This window comes from Mycobacterium sp. (genome assembly GCF_032162605.1).
Taxonomy (GTDB): Bacteria; Actinomycetota; Actinomycetes; order Mycobacteriales; family Mycobacteriaceae; genus Mycobacterium.
In genome coordinates this window covers 1-13,576 of record NZ_JAVROT010000015.1, presented here as the reverse complement: position 1 = coordinate 13,576, position 13,576 = coordinate 1, and the positions used below count along the sequence as shown (strand labels likewise).

12 protein-coding genes and 1 pseudogene are annotated in these 13,576 nt (G+C 66.5%); 2 read left to right on the top strand and 11 right to left on the bottom strand.

What is annotated here, in order from left to right; genetic code table 11:
• Positions 1–52 precede the first annotated feature (52 nt).
• The 5 genes from QOI01_RS00570 to QOI01_RS00550 form a co-directional block, all read right to left on the bottom strand.
• Positions 53–976 carry a DUF58 domain-containing protein gene (locus QOI01_RS00570; RefSeq protein WP_526377591.1) on the bottom strand — a complete coding sequence of 308 codons (924 nt, stop codon included), beginning with the start codon at positions 974–976 and terminating at the stop codon, positions 53–55.
• 29 nt (positions 977–1,005) lie between these two features.
• Entirely contained in the window at positions 1,006–2,145 is a 1,140-nt protein-coding gene (moxR1, locus tag QOI01_RS00565; RefSeq protein WP_526377589.1) for a chaperone MoxR1, read from the bottom strand.
• Positions 2,146–2,306: 161 nt separating this feature from the next.
• Positions 2,307–3,005 (bottom strand): NlpC/P60 family peptidoglycan endopeptidase RipB, encoded by a 699-nt coding sequence (gene ripB, locus QOI01_RS00560; RefSeq protein ID WP_526377593.1) that lies wholly within the window; start codon positions 3,003–3,005, stop codon positions 2,307–2,309.
• Positions 3,006–3,016: 11 nt separating this feature from the next.
• Positions 3,017–4,423 (bottom strand): NlpC/P60 family peptidoglycan endopeptidase RipA, encoded by a 1,407-nt coding sequence (gene ripA / locus QOI01_RS00555; RefSeq protein ID WP_526377587.1) that lies wholly within the window; start codon positions 4,421–4,423, stop codon positions 3,017–3,019.
• A 217-nt stretch (positions 4,424–4,640) separates the two neighbouring features.
• Positions 4,641–5,210, bottom strand: a complete 570-nt coding sequence (locus QOI01_RS00550; protein WP_526377585.1) for an Rv1476 family membrane protein — start codon at positions 5,208–5,210, stop codon at positions 4,641–4,643.
• Between the two features lie 162 nt (positions 5,211–5,372).
• Between QOI01_RS00550 and acnA the strand changes: the two genes are divergently transcribed.
• Positions 5,373–8,219: an aconitate hydratase AcnA gene (gene acnA, locus QOI01_RS00545; protein WP_526377583.1), complete on the top strand. Its 2,847-nt coding sequence runs from the start codon at positions 5,373–5,375 to the stop codon at positions 8,217–8,219.
• Positions 8,220–8,246: 27 nt separating this feature from the next.
• Positions 8,247–8,810 carry a TetR/AcrR family transcriptional regulator gene (locus QOI01_RS00540; protein ID WP_526377581.1) on the top strand — a complete coding sequence of 188 codons (564 nt, stop codon included), beginning with the start codon at positions 8,247–8,249 and terminating at the stop codon, positions 8,808–8,810.
• A gap of 3 nt (positions 8,811–8,813) precedes the next feature.
• On the opposite strand, the gene QOI01_RS00535 is transcribed toward QOI01_RS00540, so the two are convergent.
• The 6 genes and pseudogenes from QOI01_RS00535 to QOI01_RS00510 all read right to left on the bottom strand — a co-directional run.
• On the bottom strand, positions 8,814–9,002 hold the full coding sequence (locus QOI01_RS00535) for a helix-turn-helix domain-containing protein (RefSeq protein ID WP_526377579.1): 189 nt from the start codon (positions 9,000–9,002) through the stop codon (positions 8,814–8,816).
• Between the two features lie 86 nt (positions 9,003–9,088).
• Complete coding sequence (locus QOI01_RS00530) at positions 9,089–10,717, bottom strand: ABC-F family ATP-binding cassette domain-containing protein (RefSeq protein WP_526377577.1); 1,629 nt, start codon at positions 10,715–10,717, stop codon at positions 9,089–9,091.
• Positions 10,718–10,756: 39 nt separating this feature from the next.
• Positions 10,757–11,593, bottom strand: a complete 837-nt coding sequence (locus tag QOI01_RS00525) for an enoyl-CoA hydratase (protein WP_526377575.1) — start codon at positions 11,591–11,593, stop codon at positions 10,757–10,759.
• A 17-nt stretch (positions 11,594–11,610) separates the two neighbouring features.
• Positions 11,611–11,976 carry a thioredoxin gene (gene trxA, locus QOI01_RS00520; protein WP_526377573.1) on the bottom strand — a complete coding sequence of 122 codons (366 nt, stop codon included), beginning with the start codon at positions 11,974–11,976 and terminating at the stop codon, positions 11,611–11,613.
• A 70-nt stretch (positions 11,977–12,046) separates the two neighbouring features.
• Complete coding sequence (locus QOI01_RS00515) at positions 12,047–13,153, bottom strand: NADH:flavin oxidoreductase (RefSeq protein WP_526377571.1); 1,107 nt, start codon at positions 13,151–13,153, stop codon at positions 12,047–12,049.
• A gap of 53 nt (positions 13,154–13,206) precedes the next feature.
• Positions 13,207–13,576, bottom strand: a pseudogene (locus QOI01_RS00510) (hypothetical protein); the annotation flags it as partial.

Below are 13,576 nucleotides of genomic sequence, written 5' to 3'. Positions count from 1 at the left end.
TTTCAGTAATCGGTCCGCAGGGACGCTCCGCAAGGCGCTCGTCGACGAGCGCTCATCGGCCAGCAAGGGCGCCCCGGCGCCGGTTGGCGACGAACCGGACCACGTCGGCGATCCAGTCCCGGTCGGTACGCAGGGTCAGCAGCGGCGCCCCGCACCGCCGCAGGGTGCGGGCCACGTCGGTGCGGTGGGCCTGGGCGGCCTTGGCGAAGTCGGCGCGCAGTTTCGCGTCGACGGTGAACTCACGGGTGACGCCGGATTCGGTGTCCTGCAGCACGACGTCGCCGACGTCGGGCAGCTCGACGTCGCGCGGGTCGATGATCTCGATGCCGAGCACCTCGTGCCGCCCGGCGATGGCCCGCAGCTCCCGCGTCCAGTTGATCGGCCCGAGGAAGTCGCTGATGATCACCGCCATGCCGCGCCGACGCTCGGGGCGGCGCAACGCATCGATGGCGACGGACAGATCTCCGCGCACGCCGAGCGGCGCCCGCGCCGTGGTGGCGATGGCCCGAAGCAGTTCGTGCTCGTGAATCCGACCGCTGAGCGCGGGCACCCGTTTGGTGATGTCACCGTTGGTGATCACCGCACCGAGGCGGTTGCCGCCACCGCTGTTCAGGAACGCAATGGCTGCGGCCGCCGCCACCGCGAGGTCGCGCTTCTCACACCCCGCGGTGCCGAAGTCCAGACTCGCCGAGACGTCCACGACCAGCCAGGTCTCGAGCTCGCGGTCGGCGATCATCTGCCGCACGTGTGGCGTGGTGGTGCGCGCGGTCACCGACCAGTCCATGCGGCGGACGTCGTCGCCGGGTTGATAGACGCGGGAGTCCCCCGGTTCGGAACCCGGACCGGGCACCAGCCCCTGGTGATCGCCGTGCAGCACACCGTCGAGCTTGCGGCGGACCGTCAGCTCGAGTTTGCGTAGGGCGGCCGAGAGCTCGGGATCCCGGATCTGGCCACGTTGCAGTGACGGCAGATCCACGCGGGACGTCGGACTCCCAGATGAACGAGTCACCGACCGCTGGCCGCAGCCGCGGCGGGCATTGCGGGAGCCACCGAATGACCTTGCTGCGGAATCGCATTCACCTGCGGCAGCGCCACGGTCTGCATGATGCGGTTGATGACGGTCTCGGTTGACACCTCGTCGGCGAGCGCGTCATACGTCAGCACCAGGCGGTGCCGCAGCACGTCGGGGATGACCTCGACGACGTCCTGCGGAACCACGTAGTCGCGCCCGCGCACCAGCGCCAGCGCCCGCGATGCGGCGATGATGCCGAGCGAAGCGCGCGGGGAGGCGCCGTAGGCGATCCACGACTTGGCGTCGGGCATGCCGAACTTCTCGGGCGTGCGGGTGGACGTGACGACGCGCACGACGTAGTCGACCAGCGCGTGGTGGACGAAGATGCCCGCCGCGATGTCCTGCAGCCTCAGCAGGTCACCCGTGTTGAGGATCTGCTTGGGCGTGGGCGGTGTGACACCCATCCGGTAGATGATCTCGCGCTCTTCCTCGGGCGTCGGGTAGTCGACGTTGAGCTTGAACAGGAAGCGGTCGCGCTGGGCTTCGGGGAGCGCGTACACGCCCTCCTGCTCGATCGGGTTCTGCGTCGCCATGACGAGGAACGGATTGGGCAGCGGGAAGGTCTTGCCACCGAGTGAGACCTTGCGCTCGGCCATCACCTCGAGCAGTGCGGACTGCACCTTGGCTGTCGCGCGGTTGATCTCGTCGGCGAGCAGGAAGTTGACCATGACCGGGCCGAGCTCGATGTCGAACTCCTCCTTGCCGATCCGGTAGATGCGGGTACCGACGATGTCGGTGGGCACCAGGTCGGGCGTGAACTGAATGCGCGCGAACGTACCGCCCACGACCTTGGCGAACGTCTCCACCGCCAGGGTCTTGGCCACGCCGGGAACGCCTTCAAGCAGCACGTGTCCCTTGGCGAGCAGGCCGACCAGCATGCGCTCGACGAGCAGGTCCTGACCGACGATGATCCGCTTGACCTCGAAGATCGCCCGTTCCAGGGTGTGCACCTCGTTCTGCAGGCCGCCGTTGGTGGACGGTGCCTGCGGGGGGCCGGCGGGGGAAAAGCTCTGCGCCGGGGCCTGGCCGGGGAAACCTCCGGCGCCCTGCGGTGGCCCACTCGGTGACGTCATTCAGTTTCCTCCTACTTGGTTCAAGTCAAACGGTCATGTCCAACGTCCAGTTCGGAGTCGCTGGTCATCGCTGCGCCAGAGCCACTCGGCGGACGCTTCCGCATCAACTATTCCAGGCAGTTCGGAATCCGTCGACGTGCCCTGCCCAGAGATGGTCTCGATCAGGACTCGATGAACCTGACCAGGTGCGGAGACATGCCCGCGGTACGCAACGGGCTCACGGTGACCTTGCCCGCGCTACCGGAGGCCTCCAGCATCCTGCCGCCGCCGAGGAAGATCGCCACGTGCTGGCTGCCTCCGGGGCCGTAGAAGATCAGGTCACCGCGCTTGGCCTGCGATGGCGCGATCGGCCGTCCGGAGGTGTACTGGTCACCGGAGTACTTCGGGATCGGTACGCCGACGCCCGCGAATGCGTACCGGGTCAGCCCCGAGCAGTCGAAGCCGACCTTGCCCGTGTCGTAGTCGACGCCCTCGCTGGGGCCGTTGAGCGCTCCGCCTCCCCACGAGTACGGCACGCCCCTCTGCGATCCCGCGCGCTGGATCACATACTCGATGGCCTGCGGTCCACGCACCCTGCCTCCGGGCTGCGCGGCGGGCGAACCTCCGAGGCCAAGGGTGGACAGGAACTGCTGACCGAGACTCTTGGTGGTCTGCAACGCGATCGCGCTCGCCTGGAACGACGCGTTGGCGATCGCGACGGGGTCACCCGGCCCCCCGGAGCTGGCGATCTTCGGCAGCGTCGGATCCCACCCACCGTCGTCAGGATCGGCGTAGGCGGGCGCGGCACCGAACGCCAGCGCCACCGCGCACAACGACGTGGCGAGCGCCAGGAGGACGCCTCGAAGGAACTTCAGATGCAAGACGACCACCATCAGTATTCGATGTAGCGGATGACGTACGGCGTCATGCCGCTCGTCCGGACGGGCGAGATGTGGACGTTCGAACCGGTGTAGGGAGCCTCCAACATCTGTCCGTTGCCGAGGTAGAGGGTCACGTGCTGCGCGCCACCGGGCCCGTAGAAGATGACGTCGCCACGGCGCATCTGCGACGCCGGGATCTTGCGACCCATGTCGTACTGCGAACCCGAGTAGTGCGGCAGCTTGATGCCCACCCCTGCGAAGGCGTAGAGGATGAGCCCCGAGCAGTCGAAACCGGTCGTGCCTGCGCCGGAGTCGATGCCCCTGCTCGGCCCGGCCGCGGTGCCGCCGCCCCAGGAGTACGGCACCCCCATCTGCGAGCCCGCACGCTGGATCACGTACTCCGAGGCCTGCCTGCCGTAGACGCGCGGTATCGCCCCGTTGGTGAAGCCGCTCTCGGTGGGTACCAGGCCGATCTTCTGAAGGAAGCTGTGCCCCATCTGGCTGGTCAGCTGTGACGAGGTCGAGGCGATCCCGAGCAACCCATTGATGATGGCGACCGGGTCTCCGCTGACGAACGCACTGGGGATCGCGGGCAACGTGGGGTCCCATCCGCCGTCCCACTTCGAGTTGCCCGGTGCGGCCGCGGAGGGATCCCGGTCCCAGTTGGTCGAGGGGACTGCCGCCGCGGCTGGCCCCGCGGCCGGCGCGGCGACGGGCTGCGCAGGTGCCGACCACTGACGAGCCTCGGCGAGTTTGGCCTGCGCTGCCGACCGCTCGGCGGTGAGTCGGTCGAGTTCGCCCTGCTGGTCCTTGAACGTCTGCTGCGCCTGCGTCAGCGACGCGATTGCCGCGTCCTGGCTGGTCTGAGCGTCGGCCACCGACTGGTCGGCCTTCTGCTTGGCCAGGCGCGCAGCGGATTCCCTGTTGACCTGTCCGGTGCGCGCGCGCTGTAGATCGGCGATCGACTGCTGCGTGCTGACGTTCAACGTCTGCCCGACGGCCGTGGTGTCGAGGATGTCCGCCGGGTTGGTGGCGTTCACGTAGGACGCGGAGGGACCGTTCATGTAGCTGGACGCCGCGAACGTGTCGAAGCGCTGCTGCGCGGACGCGATGGCGGCGTTGGCATCCTTCAGCGCACCTTGGCTCGCGTCGACGTCGCTCTGGGCGGTCGCGGCGTTGTCGCGGGCCGTTTGCACGTCGACGATCGACTTGTTGACGCTCTCCTGCTGCGCCTGGATGCTCGCGCCGAGCTCCTGCAGCTTCTGGTCGGCGTTCGCGACGGAGGCGACGAGACCCGCGATTCCCTGAGGGCTCTCCGGTTCGGCGGCCGCGAGCCCGGCGCCGTGGCCGTAGACCGATGCGACGAGAACACCGCATGCGAGCGAACCCGCAACCGAGGCGCGAAGGGTGCGTCTCATTCGATTCAAGTCTCCTCAGGCTCAACGCGAACGTGCTGGCACGTTCGTCGGGCTCGTTGTCACAGGAGTCACGAGAACCACAACTGCAACAGCAGACGCCTTCTGCACCGTACGTCACATCAAGAGCTAAAGAAACGCCAGTCGGAAATTACACGTTTGTAATTGAATCGAAGTTATCCAAAGGTGATCTTTGAATATCGAAAAGGCGTTCTGCGGGTCAGTTCTCCGCCGCCGCAGGCGTTTCCGAGACCCGCGCGTTTCTGGCGCGGACCTGCAGGATGCGGGTGCCTACGGCGGCCAGTGCGACGCCGAGAAGGAGGACGATGGTGAATGGCGTCCACGGAAAATGAGGTGTCGTCAATTCGGTCACGAAATTCTGAGATGCCACCGCGGGGGTGCCACTCACTTTCGCGATGTCCTGACCCGACTCCAACGTCACCCGGTCGAAGGTCGAACTGTAGGTGCCCGCGAACGACGGGCTGAGCACCAGCACCGTCGAACCCGGATAGGCCTGACCGACTTCGGTGGCGACGTCACGCAGTGGCGTGTCGATCGGAGGGTTCTGGCCGAGCACCACCAACTTGAGGTCGACGCCCTTCTGTTTCGCGTCCGCGACCACCTGAGCCAGTCCGGCGTTGGCAGGCACGTCCGCAGCGCTGACGCCGTCGTCGCGGAGATCGGCCTGAACCAGGTCCATGCACGCGTCTGGCGGCGTCGCGCCGGGGTCCTTCCCCACGATGTCGCACACCTGCGTCGGGATGAACAGCGGCGCCTGAGGAGTCGTCACATGCCAGACGCTACCGCCAACATGGGCCGATCGGCTGGCAGCACGCCCAGATCGGGGGAAGACTGGGGGCCGCCTTGAGATCGTTTACAGGACAAGCGTACTGTTAGAAACGTTACCGTCGCGACACAGCCCGTCGCGGCGACGATTCAACCGGGAGTTGATGTGAGCAGCGTTAATTCGTTCGGATCCCGCGACACGTTGAAGGTCGGGGACGAAAGCTACGAGATCTACCGCCTGGATGTGGTGCCCGGCACCGAGAAACTTCCCTACTGCCTCAAGGTGCTTGCCGAGAACCTCCTGCGCACCGAGGATGGCGCCAACATCACCAAGGACCACATCGAGGCCATCGCGAACTGGGACCCCGAGGCCGATCCCAGCATCGAGATCCAGTTCACCCCGGCGCGGGTGCTCATGCAGGACTTCACCGGCGTCCCCTGCATCGTCGACCTGGCCACCATGCGGGAGGCGGTCGGCGACCTCGGCGGCGATCCTCACAAGGTCAACCCGTTGGCACCGGCCGAGATGGTGATCGACCACTCGGTGATCGTCGACGTCTTCGGCAAGCGCGACGCCTTCGAACGCAACGTCGAAATCGAGTACTCCCGCAACGGCGAGCGCTATCAGTTCCTGCGTTGGGGCCAGGGTGCCTTCGACGACTTCAGCGTGGTGCCCCCTGGCACCGGCATCGTGCACCAGGTGAACATCGAATACCTGGCGCGCACCGTGATGACGCGTGACGGTGTCGCATATCCCGACACCTGCGTGGGCACCGACAGCCACACCACGATGGTCAACGGCCTTGGCGTGCTCGGCTGGGGCGTCGGCGGCATCGAGGCGGAGGCCGCGATGCTGGGTCAGCCGGTGTCGATGCTCATCCCCCGCGTCGTCGGCTTCAAGCTCAGCGGTGAGATAAAGCCGGGCGTGACCGCCACCGACGTGGTGCTCACCGTCACCGAGATGCTGCGCAAGCACGGCGTGGTCGGCAAGTTCGTCGAGTTCTACGGCGAGGGCGTCGCCGAGGTGCCGCTGGCCAACCGCGCGACGCTGGGCAACATGAGCCCCGAATTCGGTTCCACTGCAGCCATCTTCCCGATCGACGACGTCACGGTCGACTACCTGCGACTGACCGGCCGCACGGACGAGCAGCTGGCTCTCGTCGAGGCGTACGCCAAGGCGCAGGGCATGTGGCACGACCCCGAGAAGGAGCCGGTCTTCTCCGAGTACCTCGAGCTCGATCTCGGCGACGTGGTGCCGTCCATCGCCGGGCCCAAGCGCCCACAGGACCGGATCCTGCTCTCGGAGTCCAAGGTCGCGTTCCGCAAGGACATCCACAACTACGTGGAGGAGAACTACCCGACGCCCGAGACCAAGCTCGACGAGGCCGTCGACGAGTCCTTCCCGGCAAGCGATTCGGTCTCGCTGTCCTTCGCCGACGACGACGCGATCGACGTGGTGTCCGCGGCCAACGGCTCGGAGGGCAGGCCGAGCAAACCGGTGACGGTGGAATCGGAAGAGTCCGGCCAATTCGTTCTCGACCACGGCGCCGTGGTCGTCGCCGCCATCACGTCGTGCACCAACACGTCGAACCCGTCGGTGATGCTGGGCGCCGCACTGCTGGCCCGCAACGCCGTCGAGAAGGGCCTGACCTCCAAGCCGTGGGTCAAGACGTCGATGGCGCCGGGCTCCCAGGTGGTCAGCGACTACTACGACAGGGCCGGAGTCTGGCCGTACCTGGAGAAGCTGGGCTTCTTCCTGGTCGGCTACGGCTGCACCACGTGCATCGGCAACACCGGTCCGCTGCCGGACGCGATCTCGAAGGCGATCAACGACAACGACCTCTCGGTGACCGCGGTGCTCTCGGGCAACCGCAACTTCGAGGGCCGCATCTCCCCCGACGTCAAGATGAACTACCTGGCCTCGCCGCCGCTGGTCATCGCGTACGCGCTCGCGGGCACGATGGACTTCGACTTCGAAACCGAGCCGCTCGGTCAGGACAACGACGGCAATGACGTCTTCCTGAAGGACATCTGGCCGTCGTCTAAGGAGATCTCCGACGTCATCGCGTCGTCGATCGACAGGAAGATGTTCACCGACAGCTACGCCGACGTGTTCAAGGGTGACGAGCGCTGGCGGAACCTCCCCACCCCTGAGGGAAAGACGTTCGACTGGGACCCGAAGTCGACCTATGTGCGCAAGCCACCGTATTTCGACGGCATGCCCGCCGAACCGGAGCCCGTCACCGACATCTCCGGTGCCAGAGTCCTTGCGCTGCTTGGCGATTCGGTGACCACCGATCACATCTCCCCTGCGGGCAACATCAAGGCCGGCACTCCTGCAGCGCAGTACCTCGAGGAAAACGGCGTCGCCAAGTTGGACTACAACTCCTACGGCTCGAGGCGCGGCAACCACGAGGTGATGATTCGCGGAACCTTCGCGAACATCCGGCTCAAGAACCAGCTGCTCGACGACGTCTCGGGCGGCTACACCCGCGACTTCACTCAGGATGGCGGCCCGCAGGCGTTCATCTACGACGCGGCGCAGAACTACGCGGCGCAGGGCATTCCGCTGGTGGTGCTCGGCGGCAAGGAGTACGGCTCGGGGTCCTCCCGCGACTGGGCGGCCAAGGGCACCAGTCTGCTCGGCGTGCGCGCGGTCATCACCGAGTCGTTCGAGCGGATCCACCGCTCGAACCTCATCGGCATGGGCGTCGTCCCTCTGCAGTTCCCCCCCGGCGAGTCGGCGGCGTCGCTGAAGCTGGACGGCACCGAGACGTTCGACATCTCGGGCGTCGAGGACCTCAACATCCAGGGCGAGCGCAGCGACGGGGGGGTCCCGGGCAAGACTCCGAAGACGATGCACGTCACGGCGACCGGCAAAAATGAAGCAGACGGCACCGATCGGGTAGTCGAGTTCGACGCGGTGGTCCGCATCGACACTCCTGGAGAGGCGGACTACTACCGCAATGGCGGCATTCTGCAGTACGTGCTGCGAAGCATGCTCAAGGCTTGATCGCCCCCTGAGAGAGAAGGTGTTTCGTTGCCCCGGGTGACCGACGACCATCTAGCGGCGCGCCGTCGCCAGATACTCGACGGTGCCCGGCGGTGTTTCGCGGAGTACGGATACGAGAGAGCGACCGTGCGGCGGCTCGAGCAGACCATCGGGCTGTCGCGCGGCGCCATCTTTCACCACTTCCGTGACAAGGACACCTTGTTCTTCGAGCTGGCCCGCGAGGATGCCCAGCGGATGGCGGAGGTCGCCTCCCGCGAGGGGCTCATTCAGGTGATGCGGGACCTGCTGGCTGCACCGGACCAGTTCGACTGGCTGGCAACACGTCTCGAGATAGCGCGCAAGCTGCGGAACGACCCCGAGTTCCATCGCGGTTGGGCCGATCGATCGCTGGAATTGTCCGAGGCCACCACCGAGCGTCTGCGAAAGCAGAAGCAGGCTGGCCGACTTCGTGACGACGTGCCCAGCGACGTGCTGCAGACCTACCTCGATCTGGTCTTGGACGGACTCGTCACCCGGCTGGCGTCGGGCGAGCCGCCCGACCGGCTCAGCGCGGTCCTCGATCTGGTCGAGGTGTCGGTTCGCCAGAAGTAGCAGCTAGCGCCTGCCCCGGTGGTTCGGGCCGCCGCGGCTGCGCATGGTCGTACCCGACTCGCGCAGCATGCTGTGGATGGATCCGTACGACTTGCCGGTGGAGGCTACCAGAGTTCGGATGCTCGCACCCTTCTCGTACTCGTGTCGGAGCTCGTCGAGCAACTCTTCCCTGGACTTGGCCAGTTCACTCATCTACCTCTCCCCATCTCCTACCTCTCCCCATCTGCCAGATATCTTGCTGATACCCGGCAGGGAAGCCCTTCAATCAGGGCCGGTGGTCACGCGAGTTCGATGAGGTCGCGGTACTCGTCGGACCAGTAGTCCTCGGTGCCGTCGGGCAGCAATACGACTCGCTGGGGGTCCAGGGCCTCGGCCGCGCCAGGGTCGTGCGTCACTAGGATGACGGCTCCCCGGTAGCTGCGCAGGGCATCGAGCACCTGCTCGCGTGAGGCGGGATCGAGGTTGTTGGTCGGTTCGTCGAGCAGCAGCACGTTGGCCGTCGACGCCACCAGCCCGGCCAGCGCCAGACGGGTCTTCTCGCCCCCGGACAGGGTGCCCGCCGGCTGGTCCAGCTGCGGCCCGGTGAACATGAAGGCACCGAGAAGGCTGCGCAACTCCTGCTCGCCGGTGTCGGGCGCGGCATGGCGGATGTTCTCCCACACCGATGCGAGGCCGTCGATGGTGTCGTGTTCCTGCGCGAAGTATCCGAGCTTGAGACCGTGGCCGGGCTCGATCTCACCGGCGTCCGCAGCCTCCGTTCCCGCCAGGATGCGCAAGAGCGTGGTCTTGCCCGCACCATTGAGACCGAGAATGACGACGCGCGACCCCTTGTCGATCGCGAGGTCGACACCGGTGAACACCTCGAGGGAACCGAACGTCTTGGTCAAACCCTTGCCCACCAGTGGGGTGCGCCCACACACAGCAGGCGTGGGGAACCTGATCTTGGCCACCTTGTCGGCAACGCGCTCCTCGTCCAGCGAGTTCATCATCCGGTCAGCGCGGCGCAGCATGTTCTGTGCCGCAACGGCTTTGGTGGCCTTCGCGCCCATCTTGGCGGCCTGCGTGCGGAGTGCGGTGGCCTTGCGCTCGGCATTGGCGCGTTCACGGCGCCTGCGCTGCTCGTCGGTGGCGCGGGCGTCCAGGTACTTCTGCCAGCCCATGTTGTACACGTCTGCCTCGCCGCGGACGGCGTCGAGGAACCACACCCTGTTGACGACGTCGTCGAGGAGTTCGACGTTGTGGCTGATGACCACGAGACCGCCGGTGTGGTTCTGCAGGAAGGTGCGCAGCCACCCGATGGAGTCGGCGTCGAGGTGGTTGGTCGGCTCGTCGAGCAGCAACGTGGTGTCGGACCCCGACCCGGTGTCCGATGCCGCGAAAAGGATGCGGGCGAGCTCGACGCGGCGTCGCTGACCACCCGAGAGGGTTCTCAGCGCTTGCGTCAGCACCCGCTCGGGCAGGCCCAGGCTCGCGCAGATGCGACCCGCCTCGCTCTCGGCGGCGTACCCGCCGAGGGCGGCGAAGCGCTCCTCGAGTTGGCCGTAGCGCCGCACCGCCTTGTCCCTTGCCGCGTCGTCGGCGACCTCAGCCATGATCGCCTGCTGCTTCTCGAGGTCGGAGAGCAGAGTGTCCAGGCCGCGGGCCGAGAGAACGCGATCACGGGCCAGCATGTCGAGGTCGCCCTCTCTGGGATCCTGTGGCAGATAGCCGATCTCACCGGTGCGCTCGATCGAGCCCGCGTAGGGTTCGGCTTCGCCGGCCAGGATGCGCATCGTGGTGGTCTTTCCCGCCCCGTTGCGACCCACCAGACCGATCCGGTCCCCCGGCTGAATGCGCAGAGCGGCGCCGTCGACGGCCAGCAGCGTGCGCGCGCCAGCGCGGACCTCGAGGTCCGTTGCGGTGATCACGCTGCACTCCTAGTTTTTCGTACTTGCCGTGTTACTTGGTCACGTGTCGTCACTGAAGACTGCGGGCCGATTCTCGGCGCGCGCAGCCACCGCTTCCTCGAAATTGGCGGTGAGCAGGCGCACGTACAGTTGTCCCAGACCTTCAGCCTGCATGTGACCCTCCAGGCTACCGGCCTCCAGTCCACTCCAGAGCGTGCGCTTGGTCAATTCGATTCCTGGCCGCGAGAACGAGGCGATGCGCTCGCCCATCTGGTAGCACGTGTCGAGGAGGTCGTCGTCGGGCACCGCGCGCGACACCAGGCCGATGCGTTCGGCCTCCTCGGCGTCGATGTCTCGTCCGGTCAGCATCAACTCGAACGCCCGAGAGGTACCAATTGCCTTGGGTAGCAGGTAGGACAGGCCGAGCTCGCTGGCAGTCAGACCGTTGTTGATGCCCGCGGCCCGGAAGTAGGCTCCCGCCGCGGCCACTCGGATATCGCATGCCAGCGCGAGGCACAACCCGCCTCCGATCGCCGCGCCGTTGACCGCGGCGATGACCGGCTGGTGCATCTTCCGTATGGCGAGAATCACGTCGTCGAGCACTTCCATCGACCGCAACGCGAACGTGGGTCGGGTCAGACCATCGACATGCGGGACCGAACCCGCCGACTTGTGATCGGCGCCCGAGGAGAACCCGCGGCCTGCGCCAGTCAGCACGACCACGCGGACCTCGTTGTCGTGGGTCAACTCGTCGAGTGTCTGCTTCAGCGGGATCATGACGTCGAACGCCATCGAATTCGTCCGCTCCGGCCGGTTCAGCGTCACCAACGCCACGTGCGGTCGCGGGTGGTCGACGAGGACCAGGGGCAGGGTATTCGGTTCACTCACGGACTGCACGCTATAGCGTGCAGCAGCTACGCCTGTTCTGCTTCGGCGCCTTCGGCGATCGCGGCATCGACGTCGAACTCCTTGATCTTGTCGATCACATTCTCGAGTTCGGCGGCAGGCAGCATGCCGGAGTGCCGGAAGACCATGTGGCCCTTCTTGAACGCCATCAACGTCGGGATGGCCTGGATCTCGGCGGCGGCCGCCAGACCCTGCTCCGCCTCGGTGTCGACCTTGGCGTGTACGACGTCGGGATGCTTGTCCGACGATGCGGAGTACGTCGGCGCGAATGCGCGACACGGTCCGCACCACGAGGCCCAGAAGTCGACAAGCACGATCTCGTTGTCGGTCACGGTGTCGTTGAACTGTTCGGTGGTGATGTCTTGCGTGCTCACGTCTCTCCTAACGTCGGTTCTTACCTGCTTGTTCCCACTATGTGGTACGGGCGTATGAATCCGGGCGCGGTCAGTGCAACTCGCTCAGCGCCGCCTCGGCGTCGTAACCATTGAACCCGTCGAGTGCGTCATCTCGTAGCTTGTTTACCCAAGTCGGGTCCGCTAGAAGCGCCCGGCCGACAGCGACGATGTCGAATTCGCCCGCCTCGAACTGTGAAACGACCTCGTCGACCGGCGCGGGGGCGATCACCTCACCGGGCTTACCACCACGGTGGGCGGTCTCCAGACCGACCGAACCGACGGCGATCACCGGCCCACCCGTGACCTTCTTGGTCCACCCGGCCAGGCTGAGCACCGGATCCGCCTCGGGGAAGGCCGGGACGTAGTGCCGCCGCGTCGACGGATGGAAGACGTCGACGCCGGCATCCACCAGTGGCGCCAGCAGTTCCTGGAGTTCGGTGGGGTCTGCGGCGATGACGGCGTCGAAGTCGGTCGCCTTCCACTGCGAGAACCGGAAGATGATCGGATAGTCCGGACCGACGGCCTCACGGACCGCGGACACGACCTCGGCGGGAAACCGCGTGCGGTTCGCCAGCGAGCCACCGTAACCGTCAGTGCGCAGATTGGTCCTCTCCCAGAGGAACTCGTCGAGGAGATAGCCATGCGCGCCGTGAATCTCCACGGCGTCGAAGCCGACCCGGCGGGCGTTGAGGGCCGCCTGCCCGTAGAGGTCGGCGACATGGCCGAGTTCACTCGCCGCCAGCGCACGCCCCTTGGGCCCGCCCAGTCCATTGACCCCGGACGGGCTCACCGGCACGACATCGTCGGCGTCGTCGCGCTCAGAGCCCTGGTGCCACAACTGGGCGGCGATGACGGCACCGTTGGCGTGCACTGCATTGGTGACCCTCCGCCAACCTGCGAGCGCGGCGTCGCCGGCGAGTGTGGGTACCGACTCCGGGAAGCCTGCCGCGGGGTCCGGCAGCCGGACGCCCTCGGTGATGACGAGGCCGACGCCACCCGCGGCACGGCGGGTGTAGTAGTCAGCGACGTCCTGGCCGGGCACACCCCCCGGTGAGGCCTGCCGCGTCATCGGCGCCATGGCGAACCGGTTGGGGATGGTCATCGACCGCACGGTCAGCGGCCGGAAGAATTCACTGGCACCTTCTACGACACTCACGAAGCGGTGCAACGCACTTCGCCGGTCCGGAGATTCCCTTGTATTCGCGACGATCACAACTCTGCGCGACCACGTTCGAAGAACTCTGCGATGTCGGCTGCGAGTCGGTCGACATCGTGCGCGGGCTCCAGCGTCATGAAGGCACCGAAGGGGGCGTTCCAGAACGCGCCGATCCGCGAGGTCCACGGTCCGACGTAGGCATACGGCAGCGGATGGAAGCCGTCGCCGGGCGAGACCCCGTAGTTCACCTCGTTCTCGGTGACGGCGACGTCGAAGTGCTCGGGCCAGAGCACCGGATGTTGTTCCAGCAGAGTGGTCGTCAGCGCGAACCCGCCCGCGTACAGGCTGCGGTGAACGAGCTCTGCCGACTCCGGGTCGATGCTGAGCACATCATCGCTGGACAGCGGATCGACGATCTCGTAT

Coding starts and splice junctions, on each gene's coding strand:
- moxR1 (WP_526377589.1), bottom strand. CDS start 2,145: ATGACGTCACCGAGTGGGCCACCGCAGGGCGCCGGAGGTTTCCCCGGC.
- ripA (WP_526377587.1), bottom strand. CDS start 4,423: ATGAGACGCACCCTTCGCGCCTCGGTTGCGGGTTCGCTCGCATGCGGT.
- QOI01_RS00535 (WP_526377579.1), bottom strand. CDS start 9,002: ATGAGTGAACTGGCCAAGTCCAGGGAAGAGTTGCTCGACGAGCTCCGA.